Annotated in this window: 12 protein-coding genes; 8 read left to right on the forward strand and 4 right to left on the reverse strand. The window is 71.3% G+C overall.

Annotated elements, in window-relative coordinates; translation table 11 throughout:
- Window positions 1–342: 342 nt before the first annotated feature.
- Window positions 343–531, reverse strand: coding sequence for a hypothetical protein (locus AMK11_RS37135; RefSeq protein ID WP_198941511.1), 189 nt, complete (start codon window positions 529–531; stop codon window positions 343–345).
- Window positions 532–1,133: 602 nt separating this feature from the next.
- On the opposite strand from AMK11_RS37135, the gene AMK11_RS32050 reads away from it, so the two are divergent.
- The 8 genes from AMK11_RS32050 to AMK11_RS32085 all read left to right on the forward strand — a co-directional run bounded on the left by AMK11_RS32050 (window position 1,134) and on the right by AMK11_RS32085 (window position 11,813).
- Entirely contained in the window at window positions 1,134–4,991 is a 3,858-nt protein-coding gene (locus tag AMK11_RS32050) for a sensor histidine kinase (RefSeq protein WP_073731624.1), read from the forward strand.
- 9 nt (window positions 4,992–5,000) lie between these two features.
- Window positions 5,001–5,414 (forward strand): roadblock/LC7 domain-containing protein, encoded by a 414-nt coding sequence (locus AMK11_RS32055; RefSeq protein WP_003973453.1) that lies wholly within the window; start codon window positions 5,001–5,003, stop codon window positions 5,412–5,414.
- 111 nt (window positions 5,415–5,525) lie between these two features.
- Window positions 5,526–5,924 carry a DUF742 domain-containing protein gene (locus tag AMK11_RS32060; RefSeq protein ID WP_007387727.1) on the forward strand — a complete coding sequence of 133 codons (399 nt, stop codon included), beginning with the start codon at window positions 5,526–5,528 and terminating at the stop codon, window positions 5,922–5,924.
- Window positions 5,905–6,480, forward strand: coding sequence for a GTP-binding protein (locus tag AMK11_RS32065; protein WP_003973455.1), 576 nt, complete (start codon window positions 5,905–5,907; stop codon window positions 6,478–6,480). The genes AMK11_RS32060 and AMK11_RS32065 overlap by 20 nt, the downstream gene beginning before the upstream one ends.
- 410 nt (window positions 6,481–6,890) lie before the next feature.
- Complete coding sequence (locus AMK11_RS32070) at window positions 6,891–10,160, forward strand: sensor histidine kinase (RefSeq protein WP_073731625.1); 3,270 nt, start codon at window positions 6,891–6,893, stop codon at window positions 10,158–10,160.
- A 10-nt stretch (window positions 10,161–10,170) separates the two neighbouring features.
- Complete coding sequence (locus tag AMK11_RS32075; RefSeq protein WP_004983065.1) at window positions 10,171–10,584, forward strand: roadblock/LC7 domain-containing protein; 414 nt, start codon at window positions 10,171–10,173, stop codon at window positions 10,582–10,584.
- 94 nt (window positions 10,585–10,678) lie between these two features.
- A complete protein-coding gene (locus AMK11_RS32080) occupies window positions 10,679–11,251 on the forward strand; it encodes a DUF742 domain-containing protein (RefSeq protein ID WP_073731626.1) in 573 nt (190 codons plus the stop codon).
- Window positions 11,232–11,813 (forward strand): GTP-binding protein, encoded by a 582-nt coding sequence (locus AMK11_RS32085; RefSeq protein ID WP_009314218.1) that lies wholly within the window; start codon window positions 11,232–11,234, stop codon window positions 11,811–11,813. Before AMK11_RS32080 ends, AMK11_RS32085 begins: the two co-directional genes overlap by 20 nt.
- 202 nt (window positions 11,814–12,015) lie before the next feature.
- Here AMK11_RS32085 and AMK11_RS32090 read toward each other — a convergent pair whose 3' ends face one another.
- The 3 genes from AMK11_RS32090 to AMK11_RS32100 form a co-directional block, all read right to left on the reverse strand.
- The gene (locus AMK11_RS32090; protein WP_019328726.1) at window positions 12,016–12,213 is read right to left on the reverse strand and encodes an acyl-CoA carboxylase epsilon subunit; all 198 of its coding nucleotides are present in this window, start codon (window positions 12,211–12,213) and stop codon (window positions 12,016–12,018) included.
- Window positions 12,214–12,230: 17 nt separating this feature from the next.
- A complete protein-coding gene (locus AMK11_RS32095; protein WP_073731627.1) occupies window positions 12,231–13,814 on the reverse strand; it encodes an acyl-CoA carboxylase subunit beta in 1,584 nt (527 codons plus the stop codon).
- Between the two features lie 154 nt (window positions 13,815–13,968).
- On the reverse strand, window positions 13,969–16,326 hold the full coding sequence (locus AMK11_RS32100; RefSeq protein ID WP_073731695.1) for a polysaccharide lyase 8 family protein: 2,358 nt from the start codon (window positions 16,324–16,326) through the stop codon (window positions 13,969–13,971).
- Between the last annotated feature and the right edge of the window lie 22 nt (window positions 16,327–16,348).

Raw genomic sequence — 16,348 nt, forward strand, 5'->3', positions numbered from 1 at the left:
CTTGCTGAGCTGGCTGGAGTCTGACGCTCCAGGCTAACGCGGCGGGCCTGCCCGGCGGATCAGGCCGGAGGAAAGCGACGGCACCTCACCAGTACAGGCGAGCGGGGTGTGGTGCGTGCAGCCGCAAGGCGGAGGAGGGCGCCAGGGCGGAGCCCTGGTAACCGACGACAACGCGGCAGATGTGCGTGCCGCACCCCGCGTCTCCGGCATGATCCGCCGGGCAGGCCCTCAAGGGCGGGCGCCTCGCGCATTACCGACATGCCCCGGGTGGAGGGGTGGTAGTGGCGCGGGCGCCCTGGTGCTCCCTGCGGCCGGCTGAACGTGCGGGGGCCGGCCGGCGTACTACTGTGCGGCGGTGGCCGCGACCGGGACCTCCATGAGGACCGTGCGGCGGGGGTTGGCGGTCTGGGCGGGGAGCTCGACGGCGTGCTCCGGCTGCTCCGGCGTCTGCAGTTCGCCGGCGCCGTCGAGGTGCGCCAGCGTCGTGCGTCGCGGGTTGGCGATCTTGTGGAACATCATCGTCGTCTTCACGGTTGTACGGAACCCTGTCGTGTCCGGGCGCCGGAGGGGCTGCAAGAAGCCCTGCGAGGGCGCGGGTTGTCGGTTTTGCCTTCTCTGTAAAGCGTCAGGCTAAACATGCGATTCCCCGCGACTCCGGCCGGGGCCCAGGATGAGCATGTGAGTTTGCTCACTTATCAAGGGTCAAACCGGTCAATTCCGACCGCCACATCACTCCGACGAAACCGACATTGCCCACCTGAAGCCCTCATTCCGCTGCTGATCATGTCGACTGGGACACCTGCTCGCCGTCGGCGACTCGCGGGCATACGTCCGGTTTCGGGTTGATCATTTTCTACATCCGGTGACTCGCCCCTCACGTGCTGTCACCTATGTCACGGCCTGGCCCACGGGCCTTGTTGGAGATCCGGCACTGTGCTGGAATTCCACGGACCGCTGCGGGATCGAGCCGGCGCACAGGGGGCGCACACCAGCGCCGAGCGGCGGCGAGAAGGGGGAACCAGCGCCGGTCACTCACGACCACCACGGGGGCGTATTCAGGGCGCCCCTATGACGCCGACACCGTGCCCAGCCGTTCACGCGGCCGGGTGCCTGGTCCAGAGGTTGCGACGCTAGTGCAGGGACGTTTCAAGAGGGATGGCAGCGCTTCGGCGGAGCCGGAGCCGCAGCACGGCGGGACTGGCCCCAAGGCCGTCAGCTCCTCGCCCCAGCACGCCCAGAACCCGGGCCAGGACCGGCCGAGCGACAGCGGGGACGGCGCCGGGCGCCCGGGGCAGGGCACGGCAGCCTCCGCTTCCGGCCAGCAGCCGCCCGCGAAGCCGGCCAAGGGCTCGACCGGCCCCGGCCCGCGAATAGCCCTGCGCAACTGGCGGATCTCCACCCGCCTGGTGTCGCTGCTCGCGCTCCCGGTGGTCGCGGCCACCTCGCTGGGCGCGATGCGCATCAGCCAGTCGGTCGACGACATCCAGCAGCTCGACAACATGAAGCTGCTGACCGAGATGACCAAGCAGGCCACCGAACTGGCCCACGCCCTGCAGGAGGAGCGCGACCAGTCCGCCGGTCCGCTGGCGCACGGCTCGTCCTCCGGTGCGATCGCCGTCAAGGGCGACCGGGAGAAGACCGACCGGGCCCGGAAGAACTTCCTCGACAGCTCCGAGGCGATCGACGCCGCCAGCAAGGACGGCAACCTCGTCGGCGTCCGCGACAGCCTCGTCGGTCTCGCCGGAGACCTGAACGACCTGGAGCGCATCCGCAGCACCGCCTACCAGGCCGAGGACAACTCGACGCAGACCGTCGAGGCGTACCACCGCCTGATCACCCACCTGCTCGACCTCTCGCAGGACATGGCGGAAGCCACCAGCAACCCCGAGATGATCCAGCGCACGCGAACCCTGGCGGCCTTCTCCTCCGCCAAGGAGTACGCGTCCATCCAGCGCGCGGTCCTCGCGGCGGCGCTCCCGGCGAGCAACACCGGCAAGCCCGACCTCGCGGAGAACGACCGGCTGTACGCCGAGTCCGCGCTGCAGAGCCAGAAGTCCGAGATCCGCAGCTTCACCAGCATCTACGGCGACGGCGCCGAGGAACTCCTCAAGCCGATCTCCGAGGGCAACCCGGTCATCGAGTCCTCCGACGCGTACGCGGGCCGCGCGCTCGCCAAGCAGGGCGCCCTCGGCGGACTGGACAAGCGGTCCTACCAGGACTGGCTGGACGACTCCTCCACCAAGATCCAGCAGATGAAGAACATCGAGCTGAAGCTGCTGGAGGACATGGAGCAGCAGGCCCGTGAGCTGCGCAGCGAGTCCGAGCGCGAGGCGATCATCTCGGGTGTCGTGATCCTGCTGGTGCTCGGTGTCTCCCTGGTCGGCGCCTTCGTCGTGGCCCGCTCCATGATCCGCTCGCTGCGCCGCCTGGAGGACACCGCGACCAAGGTCGCCCAGGACCGTCTGCCCGAGCTGGTCAAGCAGCTCTCGGAGACCGACCCGCAGGACGTCGACACCTCGGTGGAGTCGGTCGGCGTGCACTCCCGGGACGAGATCGGCCGCGTGGCCGCGGCCTTCGACGACGTGCACCGCGAGGCGGTCCGCCTCGCTGCCGAGCAGGCCCTGCTGCGGGGCAACGTCAACGCGATGTTCACCAACCTCTCGCGCCGTTCCCAGGGCCTCATCCAGCGTCAGCTCTCGCTCATCTCCGAGCTGGAGTCCCGCGAGGCCGACCCGGACCAGCTGTCCTCGCTCTTCAAGCTCGACCACCTCGCGACGCGCATGCGCCGTAACGGTGAGAACCTCCTCGTCCTCGCCGGTGAGGAGCCGGGCCGGCGCTGGACCCGCCCGGTCCCGCTGGTCGACGTGCTCCGTGCCGCCGCCTCCGAGGTGGAGCAGTACGAGCGCATCGAGCTGGCCTCCGTGCCGACCACCGAGGTCGCCGGCCGCGTGGTCAACGACCTCGTGCACCTGCTCGCCGAGCTGCTGGAGAACGCGACCTCGTTCTCCTCCCCGCAGACCAAGGTCAAGGTCACCGGTCACGCGCTGCCGGACGGCCGCGTGCTGATCGAGATCCACGACACCGGCATCGGCCTCTCCCCCGAGGACCTCGCCGCGATCAACGAGCGGCTCGCCTCGCCGCCCACCGTGGACGTCTCCGTCTCCCGCCGCATGGGCCTGTTCGTGGTCGGCCGCCTCTCGCAGCGCCACGGCATCCGCATCCAGCTGCGGCCGTCGGACTCCGGTGGTACGACCGCGCTGGTCATGCTGCCCGTCGACGTCGCCCAGGGCGGCCGCAAGCCGCAGCCCAAGCCCGGTCAGGGCGCCGGCAACGGCGGTCCGGCCGCGGCCCAGGCGGCCGCGGGTGTCGCGGCGGCCCGGCGCGGTGGCGGCCAGGGCGGCGGTGCGCTCGGCGGTGGTGGCGGTGCCTTCGGTGGTGGCGGTGGGGCCCTCGGCGCCGGTGCGCCGGGCGGTGGCCGGCTCGCCGCCGGTCAGGGGCCGCGGGCCGCTCTGCCCGGGCGTGACGCGGGCGGGCGCCCGGGTGCGCCGGGCGGCGCGCGCGGACCCCAGTCCCCCGCGGGCCCGGGTCAGCAGAACCGGCCGGCCCCGGCCGGCGCGGGCGCGGGTGCCGGACAGGCCCCCGGTGCTCCGCAGGGCCTGCAGGCCGCGGGCATGAGCGCGCCGCAGGGCAACGCGCCCCAGGGCAACGCTCCGCAGGGCCAGGACATGTTCGGTGGCGGACGCGGTCCCTCCGCGCCCTCGCAGCGCGGGAAGCGCCGGGGAGGCGGTGGCGGCGACGCCGAGCAGGGCCGTCGGCCGCAGCTGCCGCCGCGCGGCGGACCGCGGGCCGAGCTGCCCGGCGGCAACCCGCAGCCCCGCACGCCCAGCTGGAGCGACGAGAACGCGCAGCCGTCCGTGCCGCGCGCCTCGCTGGACGTCCCGCGCGGCCACGAGGAGCCGGACAGCTCCCGTACGAACCGCACCGCGCGCCACGACGACCGGCAGGGTCCGGGCTCGACCGCGGAGATGCCGGCGGTCCCCAGCCTCGGTGAGCCCCAGGGCCCCGGTGCCACGGCCGAGTTCGCCCGTCCCGACTTCGACGCCCCGGCACCGCGCCAGGAGGACCCGCAGAGCACCGGGCAGTTCGCCCAGCCGGGCCAGGACCCGTTCGGTCAGGACCGGCAGAACGCGTTCGGTCAGGACCAGTACGGCGCGAACGCGCAGCCGGGCGACCGGTTCGCGCGGCCCGAGCCGGCCGCCCCGCAGCAGAACGGCGCCTTCGTCCGCTCGGACGTCTTCGGCAGACAGCCCGGCCAGGGGCACGACAACGGCTCGACCGGCCAGCACCGCCTGCCGGGGCACGAGAACCCGGCCGTCACCGGCCAGTTCGAGCGCCCGCAGGGGACCGGCACGCACGGCGGCAACGACTTCGCCGCTCCGCGGCCGCCCGTCCCGCAGCAGCGTCCCACCGCCCAGGAGCCCCAGATCGGGACCGCCGCGCAGCGGCCGGAAGACGCCTGGGCGCTGCCCCCGGCCTCCGGCCCGGGTGACGGACGTACGCCGCTGTTCGACACGCTGGAGACCAACTGGTTCCACGGCGACCGTGAGGGGCGGGCTCAGCAGAGCGCGCCGGCCGCGTCGCCGGAGCCGCAGGCGGCCCAGCCCCAGACCCCGGCGGCCCCTCAGCGGCCCGCCGCCTCCGCCTGGCGGAGCTCGCCGAACGACGACCTCGTCCGGCAGGCCGAGCGTGTCCGGCAGCCGGCCGCGGGCGGGATCACCACCTCCGGCCTGCCGCGCCGGGTGCCCCGGGCCAACCTCGTCCCGGGCACGGCTCAGCAGCAGTCGAACCAGAACGGTCCGGCGGTCTCGCGTGCGCCCGACGACGTGCGCGGCCGGCTGACCAATCTCCGTCGGGGAATCGCACAGGGCCGTCAGGCCGGTACCAACCAGACCGGCAGCTACCCGCGGCCCACTCACCAGCAGGAGCGTTAGTTGAGCCCGATGAGCCAGGCGGCACAGAACCTCAACTGGTTGATCACGAATTTCGTGGACAACACCCCGGGGGTGTCCCACACCGTCGTCGTGTCCGCCGACGGACTCCTCCTGGCGATGTCGGAGGGCTTCCCGCGCGACCGCGCGGACCAGCTCGCGGCCGTCGCCTCGGGGCTCACCTCGCTGACCGCGGGGGCGTCCCGGATCTTCGAGGGCGGCAACGTGGCACAGACGGTCGTGGAGATGGAACGCGGGTTCCTCTTCCTCATGTCCGTCTCGGACGGCTCTTCCCTGGCCGTCCTCGCCCACCCGGAGTGCGACATCGGCCTCGTCGGCTACGAGATGGCGCTCCTGGTCGACCGCGCGGGCGCGGTGCTCACGCCCGACCTGCGCGCCGAGCTACAAGGAAGTCTGCTCCACTGATCGGCCCCGGCACCACCCGTGTTACCAAATCACCGTCCGGCCGCCACAATCCCCCCACCGGCCTCGTCAGACGGCACGACTGACCAACCTGCTGTCCCGCCCGGAGGATTCATGACCCCGCCCACCGCCTCTCATGATCCGTACGCGGAGCCGTACGAGGACGAGGGCGACCAGCCGCTGGTACGTCCGTACGCGATGACCGGTGGCCGGACCAGGCCGCGCTATCAGCTCGCCATCGAGGCGCTGATCAGCACGACGGCCGACCCGGCAGCGCTCATGGGGCTCCTGCCCGAGCACCAGCGCATCTGCCACCTGTGCCGCGAGGTGAAGTCGGTGGCCGAGGTGTCGGCCCTGCTGGCCATGCCGCTGGGTGTGGCCAGGATCCTGGTCGCGGACCTCGCGGAGGCCGGGATGGTCGCGGTTCACCAGCCGGGCGGCGACGAGAACAACGGCGGTGCGCCGGACGTGACACTGCTCGAAAGGGTGCTCAGTGGACTTCGAAAGCTCTGACGGAGGGCGGGCGACCACCTCCGCGAAGATCGTGGTGGCCGGCGGCTTCGGCGTCGGCAAGACCACGTTCGTGGGCGCCGTCTCCGAGATCAACCCCCTGCGCACGGAGGCCGTGATGACCTCCGCCAGCGCCGGGATCGACGACCTCACGCACGCCGGGGACAAGACGACCACCACGGTCGCCATGGACTTCGGCCGCATCACGCTCGACCAGGACCTGATCCTCTACCTGTTCGGCACGCCCGGCCAGGACCGCTTCTGGTTCATGTGGGACGACCTGGTGCGCGGCGCGATCGGCGCGGTCGTGCTCTGCGACACCCGCCGGCTGGCCGACTGCTTCCCGGCGGTGGACTACTTCGAGAACAGCGGCCTGCCCTTCGTCGTCGCCCTGAACGGCTTCGACGGACAGCAGCCGTACTCGCCGGACGAGGTCCGGGAGGCGCTGCAGATCGGCCCGGACACCCCGATCATCACGACCGACGCCCGGCACCGCGCCGACGCGAAGAGCGCGCTGATCACGCTGGTGGAACACGCGCTGATGGCGCGCCTGCGGTAGTACGCGGGCCGTAGCAGCCAAGTCGGAAGTGATCTACGGCAGTTGCCGTAGGCGACCCGGAGCCGACTGTGTCCTTTGACACGGTCGGCCCGGCCGTTCATAACGTTTCGGCAGAGGAATCGGGTGGTATCAACACGCGTCGCGGTCAACTGGTCTCGCTGCGCGCATGAACGCACCGTCTTTTGACGGGCCTCGCTCTTTATGACCGTTTTATCTGGGGCTTACATCACGTGTAACCCCGGCGTTCCACTGTTTGGAAGAGCGCAGGTCGCCGTGCTGGAATGCCAGAACTGCCCAATGGTCAATCACGCACGAGACGTACTCAGCGGTAGCACGTACTCGTCGACGGACTGGGCTCTGAGACACAGCGGCACGACGTAGGTGCCGACCGCCGAGAGGTTGTTGGTCGAGTGAGGCGAAGCAAGAACAGTCCCGAGCCATCGGCCCGGGGCAACTTCACCCCGCCGCCGCGTACAGCGGCGCCCGCCCCCGTGCCCGCTGCGGAACCCAAGGAGGAACCCGCTCCGAGCGGCGGCCGTTTCTCCCCGCGCAACTGGCGGGTGACCACCCGGCTGAACGCGATCCTGCTCATTCCCGTGCTGGTCGGCCTGGTCATGGGCGGCTTCCAGGTGAAGAGCTCGATCGACACCTGGTCGGACGCCGAGGACGCCGAGAGCACCGCGCGCCTGGTGCAGGCCTCGCTGGACTACGCGAACGCCCTCTACAACGAGCGCGACACCACCGCCGCGCCGCTCCTGCAGGGCAAGGGCCAGAAGGACGACGCCGTCGTCAAGGCCCGCCAGGCCACCGACGAGGCGGCCGACGTCTTCGACGAGGCGGCGCAGGGCATGCCGTCCAAGCCAGGCCTGGAGCGCCGGCTGAAGGTGTTCCGCGAGCAGGAGCCCAAGCTCCAGTCGCTGCGTGTGGCCGCCTACACCTCCAAGCTCAAGGGCGTGGAGACCGAGGAGGGCTACACCGGCGTCGCCCACCCCTTGATGGAGTTCGCCAACGAGCTCGGTCTGGGCACCGGCAACATCACCTCCTACGGCCGTACCGTCTACGCGATCTCCCTGACCAAGGCGGCGCTCTCCCTGGAGCGTTCCATCGGCATGCACATGCTGGTCAAGCCGGGTCCGGAGCCGAGCCACCTCGCCAGCCAGCGCGTCGCCCTCTCCTCGTACGCCTACCTCGAGCGCATCGCGATCGAGGAGTACATCGGCGGCGGCACCGAGGCGGACGCGCAGAAGCTCGAGGACGCCGAGGCGCAGCTCAAGGAGGACGGCGCGGCCATGGCCAAGGAGGCCAAGGCCAAGGACCCGGACTACGTCCCGCCGCCCACCAACCCGACCACGATGGTCTCGGAGCTGGCCCAGCTGGAGTCCACGGACCCCAGCGCCCGGGCCGACCTGGCCGAGCAGGGCATCACGCCGGAAAACTGGTGGGCGGTCAACACCCTCAAGTTCGACGCGTACCAGAAGATCGAGTCGGACCTGGCCGACAAGGCGGTGACCGAGGCGTCCACGATCGCGGACGACGCCGAGCGGGACGCCTACATCACGGGTGCCGCGGTCGTGATCGCGCTGCTCGCCGCGTTCATCCTGGCCGGCATGGTGGCCCGCCAGATGAGCCGCTCCATGCGCCAGCTGCGCACCGCCGCCTTCGGTATCGCCGAGCAGCGCCTGCCGATGCTGGTCGACCAGCTCTCCCGCACCGACCCCGGCCGGGTCGACACCCGTGTCGCGCCGATCCCGATCACCTCGACCGACGAGATCGGCGAAGTCGCCCGCGCCTTCGACCAGGTGCACCGCGAGGCGGTCCGGCTCGCCTCCGAGCAGGCCCTGCTGCGGGGCAACATCAACGCGATCTTCACCAACCTGTCGCGCCGCAACCAGTCGCTGATCGAGGGCCAGCTGACCCTGATCACCGACCTGGAGAACAACGAGGCCGACCCCGACCAGCTGGAGAACCTCTTCCGGCTGGACCACCTGGCCACCCGCATGCGCCGCAACGGCGAGAACCTCCTGGTCCTCGCCGGCGAGGAGCCCGGCCGCCGCTGGGACCAGCCGGTCCCGCTGGTCGACGTGCTGCGCGCCGCCTCCTCCGAGGTGGAGCAGTACGAGCGCATCGAGCTGTCCGGCGTGCCCGAGGCCGAGATCCACGGCCGTGCCGTGACCGACCTCGTGCACCTGCTCGCCGAGCTGCTGGAGAACGCCACCACGTTCTCCTCCCCGCAGACCAAGGTCCGCGTCACCGCGACCCGGCTGCCCGACGGCCGCGTGATGGTCGAGATCCACGACAAGGGCATCGGCCTGACCGCCGAGGACTTCGCGGACATCAACCACAAGCTGGCCAACCCGCCGACCGTGGACGCCGCGATCTCGCAGCGCATGGGCCTGTTCGTGGTCGGCCGGCTGTCCGACCGGCACGGCATCCGCGTCCAGCTGCGCCCCTCCGGCGAGCAGGCGGGCACCACCTCGCTGGTCATGCTCCCGGACGCCATCACCCACGGTGGCGGCGGCGAGCACCAGCAGCGCGACGAGTTCACCGTCTCGCAGATCATCCCGGAGCAGAACTTCCAGGGTGAGAACTTCGCGCAGGTCGGTCAGCCCATGCGGACCGCCGCCGAACTCGGCTTCGACGACAGCCGGTACTCCGAGGTCCCCGACGACATACGCGAGCTCGATCCGGTCGGCCGCTCGCTGATGCGCGAGGAGCGGCGCGCGGCCCTGGAGGCCCAGTCGCACCCCGAGCTCACCGGTCCGGAGGAGCACGGCGGCCGCGAGGACACCGAGGCTCCCGGTTTCCAGGACCAGTTCACCGGCCAGCAGCCGGTCTACGACCAGGGCCGGGGCGGCTACCAGGACCAGCAGACCGGCGGGTACGACCAGCAGGCGTACGCCGACCAGCAGCAGACGGCGTACCAGGACCAGCAGCAGGCGTACGACGAGCAGTACTTCGCACCGAACGGCGGCCTGCCGCAGGGCGAGGGCTACCCGGCGGGCGGCTACCCGGACCCCTCGTACGGGGAACCGGCCGGGAACGGGCACCAGTCGGGCAGCGTCGGTGCGCAGGAGGGCTACTCAGCCTTCGAACAGCGGCGCCACCAGGACGACTGGCCGCAGCAGGACGGGTATCAGAACGGCTATCCGGACCAGTACCCCTCGGGGGCACCGGAGACGGAATCCGCGCAGGCCGCTGACGTGAACGAGGCGGACCGCGTAGGCTTCGACCGTCCGGGTCCGGCCGCCTCCGCCACCCACGAGATGACCGACGCCGGTCTCCCCCGCCGCGGATCCACCGCGGGCGGCGCGGGCAACGCCGGGCACGTGGGCCAGGAGACGCCGGCCGACACGGCCGGTGCGAACGGCACGGACAACTGGCGGTCGGCGAACGACGACCGCTGGCAGCAGGCGTCACAGCTGCGCAGGCCCAAGGCGGGCGGGGTGACCTCCTCGGGGCTGCCGCGCCGGGTACCCAAGGCCAACCTGGTCGAGGGCACCGCCGAATCCACTCCCCAGGGAGGCCCACAGGTCTCCCGCGCTCCGGAGGATGTCCGGGGCAGGCTGAGCAACCTGCGGCGCGGCGTCGAACGGGGCCGCAACGCAGGCAGTGAAACGAACGGCCAGGACACAAGGAATGAACACCGTGGTCCTGACAGCACCTACAACCAGGAGCGTTAGTGTGAGCCCGATGAGCCAGGCGGCACAGAACCTGAACTGGTTGATCACCAACTTCGTGGACAACACCCCGGGGGTGTCCCACACGGTGGTGGTCTCCGCCGACGGACTCCTTCTCGCGATGTCCGAAGGGTTTCCGCGCGACCGCGCCGACCAGCTCGCCGCCGTCGCGTCCGGCCTGACCTCGCTGACCGCCGGTGCCTCGCGCATCTTCGAGGGCGGCAGCGTGAACCAGACGGTTGTGGAGATGGAGCGGGGATTCCTCTTCATCATGTCCATCTCCGACGGTTCCTCCCTCGCGGTTCTTGCACACCCGGAGGCGGACATCGGTCTCATTGGGTACGAGATGGCACTTCTGGTGGACCGTGCCGGCACGGTCCTGACGCCCGACCTGCGGGCTGAGCTCCAGGGCAGCCTTCTCAACTAAAGGACAGACGGTGCGTTTTGGCGTCCCGTGGCCGTAAAGTTTCGGGACGCGGCTCCACAGTGATGGATGCCCGGCACAGTCGGAGGAGGAAAAAGTGGCAACACCCCCAGGCGGTCCGTCTTCGGGCAACTGGTCGTACGGCCCTGGCCAGGGCCGGAACGACGGCTCGGCGAACGGGTACGGCTACCCCTCCGTCCCGGACCACCGGCAGCCGTACGCACCGCAGGGCCCCGGCCCTTCGCCGTACGACCAGCCGCAGGCTCCGCGCATCCAGCCCGTGCAGCCGCAGCGCCGCACCCCTGAGCCGGCGCCCGCCGGGGCGTCGAACAACCCCCTGGTGCGCCCGTACGCCATGACGGGCGGCCGCACCAGGCCGCGGTACCAGCTCGCCATCGAGGCGCTGGTGCACACCACCGCGCAGCCGCACCAGATGCAGGGCCAGCTGCCCGAGCATCAGCGGATCTGCAACCTCTGCCGGGAGATCAAGTCGGTGGCCGAGGTCTCGGCCCTCCTGACGATCCCTCTCGGCGTGGCCAGGATCCTCGTCGCCGACTTGGCGGAGGCGGGACTGGTCGCCATCCATCAGCCCGGCGGCGACGAGAACGCCGGCGGCCAGCCAGACGTGACACTGCTCGAAAGGGTGCTCAGTGGACTTCGCAAGCTCTAGCGGCGGTCCTTCCCGCTCCACCACTTCCGCGAAGATCGTGGTGGCGGGCGGCTTCGGCGTGGGCAAGACCACGTTCGTCGGCGCTGTCTCGGAGATCAATCCGCTGCGCACCGAGGCCGTGATGACATCCGCGTCCGCGGGCATCGACGACCTCACCCACACGGGGGACAAGACGACCACGACGGTCGCCATGGACTTCGGCCGCATCACGCTCGACCAGGACCTGATCCTGTACCTGTTCGGCACGCCCGGCCAGGACCGCTTCTGGTTCATGTGGGACGACCTGGTGCGCGGCGCCATCGGCGCGATCGTGCTGGTCGACACGAGGCGGCTCGCCGACTGCTTCCCCGCCGTCGACTACTTCGAGAACAGCGGGCTGCCGTTCGTGATCGCGCTGAACGGCTTCGACGGGCAGCAGCCTTACAACCCGGACGAGGTCCGGGAGGCTCTGCAGATCGGGCCGGACACGCCGATCATCACGACGGACGCGCGGCATCGGGCCGACGCGAAGTCGGCGCTGATCACTCTCGTGGAGCACGCGCTGATGGCTCGCCTGCGCTGACGCTGCGCGCAGCCTGCCCGTTACGCCGGGCTGCGACACGCCCCCTGCGGCCACTGGGCTGCCGGGGGCGGTTTCGTTGCCGGGTGCGGGTAGTCCGTGGCTGGTCGCGCAGTTCCCCTCGCCCCGGGTGTGTTGCCCGACCCCATGTCCTACGCAGAAGGCCCCTCTCCTGGGCGGAGAGGGGCCTTCTGCGCGTCTCAGGTCAGCGCCAGCTGTGCGGGGCGCGGAAGCCCGGTTCGCGTTCCAGGCGGCGCCAGCCCGCGCGGACGCGGCCGCCGCCGTGGGTCGGGGCGATCTCGGCGGGGCGGGCGGCGGCGCGGGCGAGGAGGAGAGCCGTGATGGCGGCGACCTCCTCGGGCTCGGCGTGGCCCTTCTCGACGCGGATGTCGGCAGGGGACATGGTCGTGGCTCCTCGGGTCACTGCGGCGGGTTGCCGTGCTTGCGGGAGGGCAGGTCGGCGTGCTTGGTCTGGAGCATCGCCAGGGACTTGATCAGCACCTCGCGGGTCTCGGCGGGGTCGATCACGTCGTCGACCAGGCCGCGCTCGGCCGCGTAGTACGGGTGCATGAGCTCGGTCTTGTACTCCTTGACCATGCGGGCGCGCATGGCCTCGGGGTCCTCGGCCTCGGCGATCTGACGGCGGAAGATGACGTTGGCCGCGCCCTCGGCGCCCATCACGGCGATCTCGTTGGTCGGCCAGGCGTAGGTGAGGTCCGCGCCGATCGACTGGGAGTCCATGACGATGTAGGCGCCGCCGTAGGCCTTGCGGAGGATGAGGGAGATGCGGGGCACGGTGGCGTTGCAGTAGGCGTACAGCAGCTTCGCGCCGTGGCGGATGATGCCGCCGTGCTCCTGGTCGACGCCCGGGAGGAAGCCGGGGACGTCCAGGAGGGTCAGGATCGGGATGTTGAAGGCGTCGCACATCTGGACGAAGCGGGCGGCCTTCTCGGAGGCCTCGATGTCCAGGACGCCGGCCAGGGCCTGCGGCTGGTTGGCGACGATGCCGACGACCTGGCCGTCCAGGCGGGCCAGGGCGCAGATGATGTTGCGGGCCCAGCGCTCGTGGATCTCCAGGTACTCGCCGTCGTCGACGATCTCCTCGATGACCTTGGCCATGTCGTACGGCCGGTTGCCGTCGGCCGGGACCAGGTCGAGGAGGGTGTCGCCGCGGCGGTCCGCGGGATCGGCGCACTCGTGGCGGGGCGGGTTCTCCCGGTTGTTCTGCGGGAGGAGGGAGAGGAGGTAGCGGACCTCGGCGAGGCAGGTCTCCTCGTCGTCGTAGGCGAAGTGGCACACGCCGGAGGTCTCGGCGTGCACGTCCGCGCCGCCCAGGCCGTTCTGCGTGATCTCCTCGCCGGTGACCGCCTTGACCACGTCGGGGCCGGTGATGAACATCTGCGAGGTGTCGCGGACCATGAACACGAAGTCCGTCAGGGCGGGGCTGTAGGCCGCGCCGCCCGCGCACGGGCCGAGCATCACGCTGATCTGCGGGATGACACCGGACGCCTTCGTGTTGCGCTGGAAGATGCCGCCGTACCCGGCGAGGGCGGAGACGCCCTCCTGGATACGGGCGCCGGCGCCGTCGTTCAACGACACCAGCGGGGCACCGGCCGCGATGGCCATGTCCATGATCTTGTGGATCTTCGTCGCGTGGGCCTCGCCCAGCGCACCGCCGAAGATCCGGAAGTCGTGCGCGTAGACGAAGACCGTGCGGCCCTCGACCGTGCCCCAGCCGGTGATGACGCCGTCGGTGTACGGCTTCTTGGCCTCCAGGCCGAAACCGGTCGCCCGGTGCCGGCGCAGCTGCTCGACCTCCCGGAACGACCCGGAGTCCAGGAGCAGTTCGATACGCTCCCGCGCGGTCAGCTTGCCCTTGGCGTGCTGCGCCGCCGTCGCCTTCTCGCTCGGTCCGGCCAGTGCCTGCGCACGGATCTCGTGCAGCTCGGCCACCCGTCCGCGCGCGTCCGTCGGCTCTTCCGGCGCCTCATCCAAAACGGTCATGTAGCGACTCTACGAACCCGACCAAGGATTGCGAGCCGTCGACTCCGTACAGTCTCCGGCGCGTTTTCCTGGTAGCACTGAACAGAACCCCCATGGCATGCAGCCGTTTCGACTGCTCAAGAGGCCTGATGCTTGTAGGGGTCGCACAAAGCCGTCAGCTGAGAGTCACCTCACATTCATGGGTGGTACATACCACCCCCGGAGTGACGCGGAGGTGCAGTCGGCGGCCCGTGGCGAGGATCTCGACCGTCTCGTCGGTCCGCATGACCCCGCGCACCGGGCGGTCCCAGACGATCTCCAGGGGCTCTCCGGTGCGCGGCGGTTCGCTCACGCAGAGGGTAGCGGTGCGGCCCCGGCGCCGGACCAGCACACTCGCCCCCGCGGTGGCGGTGAGCGGCCCCGCCGTGCCGGCCTGCCAGAAGTTGGCCGCCGTGAGGCCGAGCGGGTGAACGGTGACGGCCTGGCGTCGGGCGTCGTTGGCGAGGACCGTCAGCCGGCGGCGGTCGGCGGCGCGGCGGGCGACGGCCCCCCGGGAGGCACCCGGCATGAGGACGTAGTGGTACCCGGCGCCGGCCGGGTCGGTGCCGTGGTCGAGCCACAGGGTCTGCCAGCGCCGGGTGCGGCGCTCGGTGGTGCTGGTGGTGTTGATGTCGGACCAGGCGCCGGTGCGGTCCTCGCGCAGGGTGCGCAGGCCGCCGTCGGGCACGATCCAGCCGCCGTGGCCCTCCAGGTGGGCCCAGTGCCGCCCGCGGACCAGGGCCTGCGTGCCGCCCTCGCCCAGGTTGCGGTTGTCGACGACCGTCTCGACCGGGACCCCGTCCGCGCAGGTGATGCCTGCGCCGAGGCAGACCACCTCGTCGTCGAGGAAGAACCAGGACTTGCGGGCCTCCAGGGTGGAGCCGAGGCCCTTGAGGTGCTGGCCGACGGCCGCGTACTCACCGTCGGTGGTGCCGCCGACCCAGCGCACGCCGGGCTTGGGCGCGCCCCACTCGCCGCCCGCCCGGTCGGGGAGGCGTTTGGTGGAGACGGTGGTGCCGGGCAGCCGGTACCAGTCGACGGTGGGCCAGAACCAGTCCGTGTACTGATCCGAAGCGGTCCCGTTCGCCCACCAGGTGAGCAGGCCCGCGCCGGTGTGCCAGCCGCGCGGGTTCTCGCCGTTGCCGCACTCGTAGTGCGCGATGCGGTCGCTGGCCATGGCGAGGCCCGCGGTGAAGGCGGGGCGCCGGTGGACCGCGCGGTCCATGGCGGCGAAGAGGCGGTGCTCCGTGGGCTCGGGCGCGGCCTGGACGGGCGTGTCGGCGATCGCGTGCAGCCGGGCCAGGTCGGCGACCGGGAACTGCGGGGCCGTGAGGACCGGGGTGACGGTGTCGCGCTCGATCCAGCCCTTGATCCGCGCGTGCCAGCGCTCGCGCTCGGCGTCGCTCGCGCCGCCCGCGAGGACCGCCATGGCGGCGATGAGCTGCTGTCCGTGGAAGTGGTCGCTGCGCATGACGTGCAGATCGTCGCTCTTGAGGTAGCCCCGGCTGATGGCGCGCCCGTTCACGGTGTCCATGACGAGTCCGTCGTGGACGAGGGGCGCGTAGGCGTGCTCGACGCTGTCCAGGATGATCTGCCTGCCCGGGTCCGTCACCGCCCACTCCGACCCGGCGAGCAGGGTGAAGAGGCGGCCGAGGCCGTCCAGCATGACCTGGCCGTACGTTCCCGAGTAGGCGACCCAGGTGTGCTGCACGAAGGAGCCGTCGGCGTAGAGGCCGTCGCCCTTCGTGACGTACGGGAAGACCGGGGAGAGGGCGTCGCGGGCCAGAGCGATCTTGTCGGGGGCCCGGCCCAGGATGCCGCGCAGGGCGACGGAGCGGCACAGGTCGACGCGGTTGGCGCCGGTGGAGGTGCCGGAGTAGTCGCGGAGCATGGCGTCGGGGATGAAGTGGTCGACGGCGGCGCAGGCGGCGGCGGTGCGGTCGGGGCCGAGGTGGTCGTACAGGGCGGCCGTGATGTCCATCAGGAGGCGGGGGCTGCCGATCTGCCATTCCCACCAGTTGCCGTAGCGGGTGGTGGAGGGGTTGTAGACGGTGGCGGCGAGGTGGTCGAGCCCTCGGAGGATGCCGGCGAGGAGGGCCTGGTCGCCGGTGGAGCCGGTGCCCTGCTGGACGTAGGCCTGGGTCATGGTCCACAGGCGGCCGTAGGCGAAGGTGATGCCGGCGGGCGGGTCGAAGGGGTGGCCGGGCCACAGGGAGGTGGGGGTGGGGGTCATGGTGGCGCTGTGCTCGCGGGCGCGGGTGCCGGTCTCGGCGAGGCGGGAGGCGTACGGTTCGGCGGCCGGGTCGTAGTCGGTGCCGAGGGCGATGTCGAGCCAGCGGCGGCGGAGGGTGTCGTAGGGGTCGGCGCGGGCCGCGGCGGGCGCGGGGGCGCCGAGGGCCGGGGTGAGCGTGGCGGCCAGGGCGGTGGCGAGGAGGAAGGTGCGGCGGTCGGGTCCGGCGGCGGTCCGGCGGTCGTGCGGCCACTTGGAGGTCATGCCCATGACCCTTCCCCGTTCC

Source organism: Streptomyces sp. CB02414 (assembly GCF_001905385.1).
Classification (GTDB): Bacteria; Actinomycetota; Actinomycetes; order Streptomycetales; family Streptomycetaceae; genus Streptomyces.